At 41.1% G+C, this 9,687-nt stretch carries 5 protein-coding genes; 3 read left to right on the forward strand and 2 right to left on the reverse strand.

The window, feature by feature from the left end; genetic code table 11:
• The first annotated feature begins 408 nt into the window (after positions 1-408).
• Positions 409-1,140, forward strand: coding sequence for a hypothetical protein (locus tag PUQ00_RS09550; protein ID WP_300415502.1), 732 nt, complete (start codon positions 409-411; stop codon positions 1,138-1,140).
• Between the two features lie 142 nt (positions 1,141-1,282).
• On the opposite strand, the gene purD is transcribed toward PUQ00_RS09550, so the two are convergent.
• Complete coding sequence (purD, locus tag PUQ00_RS09555) at positions 1,283-2,575, reverse strand: phosphoribosylamine--glycine ligase (protein ID WP_300415504.1); 1,293 nt, start codon at positions 2,573-2,575, stop codon at positions 1,283-1,285.
• Between the two features lie 1,165 nt (positions 2,576-3,740).
• On the opposite strand from purD, the gene PUQ00_RS09560 reads away from it, so the two are divergent.
• Positions 3,741-4,814, forward strand: coding sequence for a hypothetical protein (locus tag PUQ00_RS09560; RefSeq protein WP_300415506.1), 1,074 nt, complete (start codon positions 3,741-3,743; stop codon positions 4,812-4,814).
• A 63-nt stretch (positions 4,815-4,877) separates the two neighbouring features.
• Positions 4,878-5,273 (forward strand): hypothetical protein, encoded by a 396-nt coding sequence (locus tag PUQ00_RS09565; RefSeq protein WP_300415508.1) that lies wholly within the window; start codon positions 4,878-4,880, stop codon positions 5,271-5,273.
• Between the two features lie 161 nt (positions 5,274-5,434).
• On the opposite strand, the gene PUQ00_RS09570 is transcribed toward PUQ00_RS09565, so the two are convergent.
• Entirely contained in the window at positions 5,435-9,391 is a 3,957-nt protein-coding gene (locus PUQ00_RS09570) for a DUF2157 domain-containing protein (RefSeq protein ID WP_300415510.1), read from the reverse strand.
• Between the last annotated feature and the right edge of the window lie 296 nt (positions 9,392-9,687).

Consider the following 9,687-nt stretch of genomic DNA (forward strand, 5'->3'; position numbering starts at 1 on the left):
GCGTAAGTCCTAAAATAAAAAAATACTCAACTACTTATTGTGGGGTGGGCGTTTCGCCATTGGTGTCAACTTAAGCCCAAACTCCTTTAAAACCTCGTTAAGAGCCTCTGGCTGGAAATACTATTCCTGGCGGCAGAGGCGCCAGTCAGGGAGGTGGAGCCTCAAAGACGGGCATTCCCAGTTGGAGACTCTTAACGAGATAAACGAGATAATTTCTAAAACAGAAGGGAGTTTGGCTCCCCCAACGCTAGTAGGGAAAAGCTGGGGGGGTTAGGTTTTTGATTCCTGAATCGATGCTCTAGGGTTTTCCGTAGTGAAAGTTCTATAACAGTTCGCTCATATTATTTGCCTATATGAGATAATTTCCTATTAATTGTTCAACATAGAGAAAATTAGCTCAATATTTGTATGCAACAACTATCAATCAATAGTGTGGAGTTACCAATTCATCTCAGTGCTAAAACAATTGCTCAACGTTTAAGTGTCACAGTTATGTGCCTCACTTTAGCAGGCGTTCTAAGTGGCTATTTCTGGCTCTCGAAGTTTCCCTTCCCAGCTACCAAATGGTTTTACGAACTATTTAGCCTAGATGGAGAATTCAATATTCCTGCCTGGTATTCCGTATTCTCTCTATTATTTTGTTCGGGATTACTTAAAGTAATTACTGTTATTAAAACGGAAGACCGCTATTTTTCTTACTGGAAAACTCTATCTAGGATATTTTTCTATTTGAGTTTGGATGAAGCATTTAGTTTTCACGAGATTTTGATCATTCCGTCAGTGCGAGAATCGCTTCATCTCAATCCTATCTTTTTCCAAACCTGGGTTATCCCTGGTGCTGTTTTAGTGGGAGTTTTTGCATTTAAATATTTCAAATTTTTGCTCCATCTCCCTTTAAAGACTCGGTATTTATTTCTGATTGCCGCAGTTGTTTATGTGGGTGGAGGTTTAGGTATGGAAATGGTGGGTGGACTTTTGAGAGTAGACTTTGGGCGACGCACCCTAATAACGTTAATTGGCATAATTGTTGAAGAGTTTATGGAAATGGTCGGAATTGTGATTTTTATTTATGCGCTGCTAGCTTACCTTAGCCGCTTGAAAGAAAGCATTCAACTGAAAATCTATATCTCTGAAAAGTAATATAAAGTCTACGCTTTCCTAACCTCACGCGCATCTGGAGCCAAAGCGATAAAATCTTGTAGTTTACCGATCGCATCAAGAGTCTATACATCTGTTGTCTGCCTTGAATTGAAACAGTGTAAATTTAGTATGCTTATCGGGTTTACTCCCCCTGCTTCCCACTTACCACTCTATGTCCAATATCTCTCCGGTAATATATCCCCTCAAACTGAATATATTTGATCCCTGCGTAGGCTTGGGCGATCGCTTGCTGAAAATTTTCTCCAATTCCAGTCACATTTAATACTCGACCGCCATCTGTCAATACTTGTTGTTGCTGGTTCGACTTCGTACCTGCATGAAATACAGTTGCTCCTGTTGCCTCTGCCTCACCAATGCCAGTAATCACCTGGCCTTTCTCATATTCTCCGGGATAACCCCCAGAAGCTGCAACGACGGTGGCAGATGCTCCCTCTTTCCAAGCAATGGGCGGCAATTCACTTAATCGCTGTTGTACACAAGCTAGAAGCAACTCTTCTAAAGGTGTTGCTAACAGTGGCAAAATCACCTGGGTTTCAGGATCGCCAAAGCGACAGTTAAATTCTAAAACTTTCAAGTCGCCATCGGGTGCAATCATTAACCCAGCATACAACACACCTCGGTAGTCAATGCCTTTAGCTCGTAAGGTTGCGATCACCTTTTCTAAGACTTCTGTTTGAATGCGTGCCATCAAAGAAGGCGTAGCGATGGGTGCTGGAGCATAGGCTCCCATCCCGCCAGTATTTTCCCCTGTATCGCCGTCACCAATCCGCTTATGATCTTGAGCTGGCAGCAATGGTCGAATTGTTAACCCATCCGTCAACGCTAAAACTGACACCTCTTGCCCAATTAAACATTCTTCAATGACAACAAATTTACCAGCACTGCCAAACTGTCCCTGAAAAATTGCATCAACGGCATTTTCTGCCTGTTCAATTGTTTCAGCCACCGTTACACCCTTACCAGCCGCCAAGCCATCAGCTTTGACGACAATTGGCGCTCCCGTACCTCTCACATAGAATTTTGCTGCTGCTGCTTCCGTAAATACCGCAGCCCGTGCCGTTGGAATCCCTGCTTCTTGCATCAGGGCTTTTGCCCAAGCTTTACTCGCTTCAATTTGCGCTCCGGCTCTGACTGGGCCAAATACCATCAATCCTTTGTCTTGGAGATAATCTGTGATTCCTTTCGCCAAGGGGACTTCTGGCCCAACTATTACCAGAGTTATGCCATGTTCTAAAGCATATCGGCTCATGCCCTCAAAATCATCTACTGCTAAGGGCAAGTTCTGGCAACGTTCCAAACTTGCTGTGCCCCCATTCCCTGGTACACAAACAACTTGCTGAATTTGTTTAGATTGCAACAGTTTCCATGCCAGAGCATGTTCGCGCCCACCATTACCTACAACTAAAACTTTCACTGATTTCCTCGTGCGTCCCTTGCGAAACGAGAATACCAGATTCGGCTCTCGCGGATCAATTTTTTCATCAATTCTCACATTTGTGCAAGCATCTTATAGCTTAGGCTTCCAGAGATTGACGATGACTTTCAATTTTATCAGTATAATCTTTAACCGTTAAACTTTCTCCTACATCTAGAGTAAAACTGATAAATTTGATGATAGGCGGATCTCAGCCTTGCTAAGAATACGGAAATTGCGTTTGTATCTTGCCATAATTAATACTCTTTATCTGAAAGAATAAGCTAAATTTCTAGTAACTCTATAGTGGACAAGTGGACAATTTTTTAAAGGCAATTGAACAAGCGATGCCTACGGCGGGCTTACGCCTACGCAGATACACATAGTATCGTTTTTGTACCTCCTGAACGGTTACGTTTAGGATGAGTTTTTATATGACGTTTATCTGAAAAAACATTAGTTCTATAGATTTTCTATACATAAAATTCAAACTAATATAGTTTATAGAAAAGCAAAAAGCCAGAAAAACAAGAAGCTTGAGATTCAATAATTTTTTCGTAGGATGGAAATTATGGCTGCTGTAGAACTTTACGACAATGTTAACTTTAATGGTGCAACAATATATGCTACAGACATTTCACACCTGATCTAGGTGGTGCTGCTAACCGAACTACCGCATTGGTAATTTATCAAGGTGTTTGGAATTTTTATTCAGAAGCAAATTATAAAGGCTGGCCAGTTCAAATTTCTGCAAGTAATCAAGCCCTAATAATTTCAGATGTTCGGAACGTTGGCATCGACAACGATAGTATCCGTTCCATATACCGACTATCATAAAAAATATGAACCAATCCCACTATCCTACAAATTCTTAATTCTTGCCGTAAAGAGTGTCTGAAAACCTTTATTTGTGGTTTTTAGTTCTCAATCAACTTAAGCTTTGTAGCACAAATATTATTAGTGGGATAGGTTCATATAAAAATAAGTTGTACAAATTTTTTCTAGAATAGCTTGCAATATAGCTTCCGTATAAAATTTGTTTACTTAAATTCCTACTTTGCAAACATATTATTTTATTAGACGTTTTATGATAACAAAGGAGATTACTTAGGTAGTGTAGAAGCAAACAACAGTGATTTTCCTAATAGTGCGAGAGTAAGTAAAAATGTTCAAAATAAAATCTTTAATCAGTGTCGTTATTCCGATCGCTGTTTTGTTAGGGAGTTGTGGAGCTAATTTTCAGTCTGTAGAAAACTTTAGCAAGAGCAGAAAGGAAGTTGAACAAGCTTCTAATGATTTTGCTGAAGATATTTATCAATCTTGTTTACGACGTACTAGATATATCGACTTAGTTCCCGATGATGGAATCTCTATTCGCAATGCTCGGCGAGAGAGTTGTGACACAATTGAGCAACTTGATTCTGATAATTTCAAAAAAGTAGTTAGCATTTTAATTGACTATATGGGAGCTCTAGGTGCGATAGCAAGCGGGAAAGATTTATCTTTAGATAACTCAATAGATAACTTAGGTCAAAGTATCAAAATTTTGTCTATTAGAGGCAAAAAACTAGATGCGAATGCAGTGGACGGAGGTAGTCAAATCCTCAAAGTATTATTTGATTTAGTGACTAAGAAAACTCGAAAGGATACTCTCCAAAAAGCGATTGTTTGTACTAATGAACCTCTCCATAAATATGTGACTGGTAATTCAGTTCCAGCAACCGATCAAGATGGAGTTGATCTTTATCAACCTGCTACAGGAGGCTTAATATTTCTTGTAGAACATACCTACCTTGGTAAGAATGGAACTTTAGACCTAGAAGCACAGGCAATTGATCTTTACTATAAATCTGACTTTACTATTTTAAATAATCTAGGTACTGATCCAAAAATAAATCCAAGCAATTATCAACAATATCAACAACTTGTTGATCGAATTGCAGTAGGTCACAGCTTAACAGCAGACTACAATAACAATATGGAAATAGTAGCAGAAAAAGGACAAGCAGCTAAGGCTTATAATGAGATTCTTTTAAGTACAGTTAGAACCCATAATCAACTGACAAAAGAATTTCAAGAAGGGCTAAAATCCCAAGATATTAATCGATTGTGTCAGTTTCAGGCTAAAGTTTCATTCAAAAAAATTGATGCAAAAAAAATGAAGCGTATTCAAACAATTCTCAATGAATACGTCATCTCAGTCAAACCTCTAATAGAGAAAGTTGATCGCGCTTTTTAATTATATTTTATTTAATTTTTTCCAATTGCAAATTCATTATTTTAAAAAGGAGAGTTATTGTTTATGTCCTTGAAAAATCAGATGATAGAGCTAAAGTCCGCTCTTGAGAAAAGAGCAGCACAGCTTTTACATGACCAGCAAATTAGCTTCAGTGAATCGAAAGTAATTAATAATGAGTGCCAAAAAATTTTGGACTTTGCTGCCAAACTTAATAGCATAGAATTAAATAAAGTTTTAACTGATATAAATGAACCAGCCCAAAAAATAATTGAGGCTACTAATTCTCTTGATAAAGCGGCTGCAAAAATTCAAGAAGCTCAGAAGTTTTTTGAGATTTTAAGTCCACTAATCAGATTAGGAGAAGCTGTTTCAAAGTCCATTGCAAACCCTACCAGTGTAGCTGCAATCGGTACTTTAGTTACGGAACTTAAAGATATTGGCGATCGGCTTAATACCTAAATTGAAAGTGCAATCAGAAATTACAATCAATATAATCCGTTAGCCGACCTAACAGTGCGTCTCGCAGAGAAGGCTTTGGCAAAATCATCGCTTTTGCTTAATTTTACAGGTATCTTGAATTTGGGCGATCGCCTGTCTAATTAGTTTAATCCTTAGCTTACCTATTGCCATGATTGAAATTCATCAATAGTGCTACGAATTAAGGAAGTTATTTGAGCGCGACGGGTTTCAAAGTTGGCGGCAATATAAATTAGTAAAATGCCAATGAGCAAGCCAATAACCCATTTTAAGAAAGAGTAGTGCAAGCTGAAAATTACCGATTGATAAATTGTAGTGATTAAAAAAGTGGCTGTACCAATATAGAGAAAAGCCCGCACTCTCAAAGCTAATCCGGCAAAAATGGCAATCAGGCTGAAAATTCCCGGTATCCAGGCTTTATCTTGATGAAATAAAATAGCCCACCCACAAATTAAACCACTACCTAGCACTCTCAAAATATGACGAGATGTTTTGTACTCTGGTAGTTTTAATTGGGTATCTACTTGAGCAATATAAAGGAGTGATAATCCAATTGGTGTCACGTACCACAAAGCGTCAGTTAGATGTAAGGAATTAAACCAACGGTAAAGTGCCCAATCAATCAACGCCAGACTAATATAGGTAAAACGGATGTTTTCACCCACCTTTGCGAGGAAGATGTAGAATCCAGCTGCGAGTAGCAAGGTAATGGGGTAAACTCGCACTCTGGTTTCCCATAAAATGATCAGTGGTACGATGTAGGCAGCTTGTTGCCAAGGTCTTTTAGACCAACCCCAACTTTCCCAAGGTAGGATGTATAGAAAATAGGCTACCACACAGGCGATCGCACCATTCCAAGGAACTAACGGCCCAGCCCAAAATTTCCCTACTGCTGTCTCCCGCCAATAAATCCTCATACCGGCTACCTCTAATAAGCCAAGGTAAACCCACATTTCGGCTATTGTGATTCCTCCAAAGATGCTGGGGGAAATGCGCGAATTTCGTCCCTGAAAGATGGCATAACGAATTAAAAATACCCCTGTTGCCAATCCCACTAAACGGTTAACTTCAATGGGAGTAATAATGGCAGCCATTAATAAACAGCTACTCCAAGCCCAGTGAATATGGGCAATTCTTCTCAGTTCTTGGGGAGTTAAGCGTAAGTAGCTTACAAGCCAAGGCGATAAAATGCGATAAGCATACATGATACTGGCACCAAGGGCAGACATGGCAATCAATCCATCACCTAATTCTCCTCCTGAAGCTTCTAACATTTGATAGAACAAAAGTTCATAGGCAGAAATCGATACGCCAATAATTCCTAAGTACAGCAGAGGTTTAAAGTTCTCGCGCCGTCGCCCCACACCAATAACAATTAAAGCTACACCCAAGGAATACAACCCTGTCCACTCGGTGAAGGTGTTCAAACGCAGGAATACACTGAATGCAGCATAAATTAATGGCAAAATGTGAAAACTGCTAGGAAGCCTTTCTAATTGATGTCGTCGTCGCCACCACTCTCCGACAAGTTGAGCGATTAAACCTAAAGCGATATTTGCGATCGCTATCCTAACAGTTGAGCGTTCCCCAAATCCCAACGCCTGGGCAGTCAACAATTCCAAACACCAACCGATGCCATAAAATGCCCAATTTCTCGGTTGTCGCCAACTACGATAAACAATGCCTGCCAAGGTGATCGCAGTGGCAGCTAAGTACAAAAATCCCGAAGTAGTAAACCCTTGGTAAATCAGCACTGAGTGTAGCGTCAAACCCAACAATTCAAAACCACACAATGCGATCGCCCATTTATCACTGGCGGCTGCATATATAACTGCTAATTCGTTATTGCGTCGGCTTAAAACTGCCCGCGCTAACCATAGACTGAGAGTTGCGATCGCTCCTACGACAAACCAACCTGCTAGCGCGAGGCGAGGTAAACCAGGCACACCCGTCCACAACAGCGCCACAATGAAACTCAGAAGAAATCCTTCTGTAATTACCGCAGATATTTGGTTTCGTAAATAGCGCGTATTTACAAACATCAATCCAACACCGACAGCCAAACCGATTAATCTGGTTTCTGGTAGCTGTAAAGTCAGTAGCTGGGCAACTCCTACAGCCAAGACACTCAAGTAACGGCTAGTAGTCCGACGCTCTATAATTGTGGCATTGGCTACACCGGTGAGAGCTATAGGCGTAACTAGCCAAATGACTCCCCAATCAGCTTGACTATCAGCTATGCCATACCAAGATGATTCTGCATTCATCCACAATCGGAAAAAACTAACGGCGGCTAGTCCTAAACCGATGTCCCATGCACTACGTTGCCATAGTCCATTGCTGAGGCTAAATGCCCATTCTGCAACCATCAGAGCTAATAAAATACTTGCCCAGGCTTGTTGACTCAAGCTTGGTAATAGCCAATTAATCATAGAGCAAAACGTCAGTATCCCCATGATGTGAGTTAGGTATACCAGGGGAAGAGAAGAGGGGGAGCGGCGTTGAGTGACGAATGCGAGAGTGGTGGTGGAAAATAGCAGATTTAGCGATCGCAATGTGGGATTTATCAGAGCGATCGTTGTTAAAAAAGCTCCAAATAAGAGGGTGAGCAGTTCGCCAAATTTAGCCAATTCTCGCTTTTCGCTACGATACAAGCTATCTGTGAGCGCCACCATCAAAACTACGTAGGGAAATAAAGCTATTCCCAGCAACGCCCCAGGTTCATTTTGAGAATTGGTGAGTTGGGTACCAGTTGCGATCGCCCATTTCTGTAAGTTATCAGGTACTAACCGCCAAAAGAGCCAAATCGTCTGTAAGCCGATGAGAAAAACCGCCGCGAAGTCAATCTTTAAGCTGTACCGCCGCAAGCGACTTCCGATAAACCACAAGCCCAAAGCACTTACAGCGATCGCTTGCCAGGGATAACTCACTACCGAAACCAGCCAACCCACGAAGAGTAAAATGCTACCGAGTTTTTCCCAGAGTAAGAGGGATGAGGGGGATGAGGGAGATGTAGCTTTAGCTTCCCGCAGGGTGGGAGATGAGGAGAATATTACTGTTACTTCCTCTGTTCCCCTGTTCCCCTGCTCTGCTAACCAAGTCACCAGCCAGCCGCAAATGCCAATAGCTAACCCTAACTGCGTCACATCTACTCTGGCAATAAAAATCGTCCGCACTAACAACACTATCAAGGCATAAATAATTACAGCAGCAGGTAGACCAATACTTAATCTATGGCGATGGTTTGCATCTTCCTCGCTGATCGGATTAGGCTGTTGGTAGAGATTGTGATAAACGGTAATGATAGTTGTGCCAATCATTGCCACATAAACGGCAATCAAAGGAAATCCGCTTAATTTCCAACCCCAATGCAGATAACTCAGCCCCAGAATATTTGCTAGAGGTAATTTACCGCTATGTAAATTCGCAAAAATAGTCCGATTTTTGAAGAGTAAAACAGTTATAGCAGTAAGAGTCGGACAGGCGATCGCAACTACAATCCAATCCAGAGGATTTTGCCACAACCGAAAGCTATCCATCGCCCAAAAGTTCACTGGGACTAACAAAAGGGTGACAATCAGCAATGTCTGAGCCGTCAATCTGAGGTTGTTTTGCCTAGTTGCCCAAAAACTTAACCCCCAAAAACTCAAAGTATAAGCAAATAAAACTCCATACTGGCCAGAAGCGGGAAACCTTTCCCACTGACTTGCAGCCAGTACCCCAGAGGACACCACTACCAGGAATACCCCTAGAAAAAGCAGCCAACGAACACTTAGTTCTGCCCCCAAGGACTGCAACATTGTACTGATAAAATTGGGTTTAGCTGGTTTTTGTTGCGGTTGTCTACGGCTACTAGATTCTAAAGCTGCTACAGGCAACTGCTGCACAGGGTCAGAAGTTGCAAATGCTACCTTTGTTTTAGCTTCAGCCTGTGGTTGCAACACCACCGCACACACCAGAAAATCTCGACATAGCTGCCTAACTTGGGTATCGGATATCAAGCCTAAGCGCAGCCATATATCTAATCCTTCCAATAACTGAGGATGGGAAGATGGCAGTCTGATTTCAAATTTTAGCGGGCGCTCAAGGGGCGGTGACATAAGCGTCAATAAGTATAAGTATATACCTAAACTATGAATTTAATTAAAGTATATTTTGGCTTTTATTGTGCCACTTATTATGCTACTTGATATTAATTCGGACTTACGTATCTTTTACCACTCCAGAAGACAGGATGGCGAACGGTTAGAGCAATAAAGTTGAGCAACTTTAGTTTGTAAATTCTCCACGACCTTTCTTACACTTCCCATCTGTCGCGTTCTTTTTTCAAATTGGTAGCTACTATAGCAATCCGATTTGATTCTTGAACTTATTTGCGTAGGCAGGGAGTAGGGAG

Origin of the sequence: Nostoc sp. S13 (genome assembly GCF_029379315.1) — a bacterium.
GTDB lineage: Bacteria > Cyanobacteriota > Cyanobacteriia > Cyanobacteriales > Nostocaceae > Nostoc.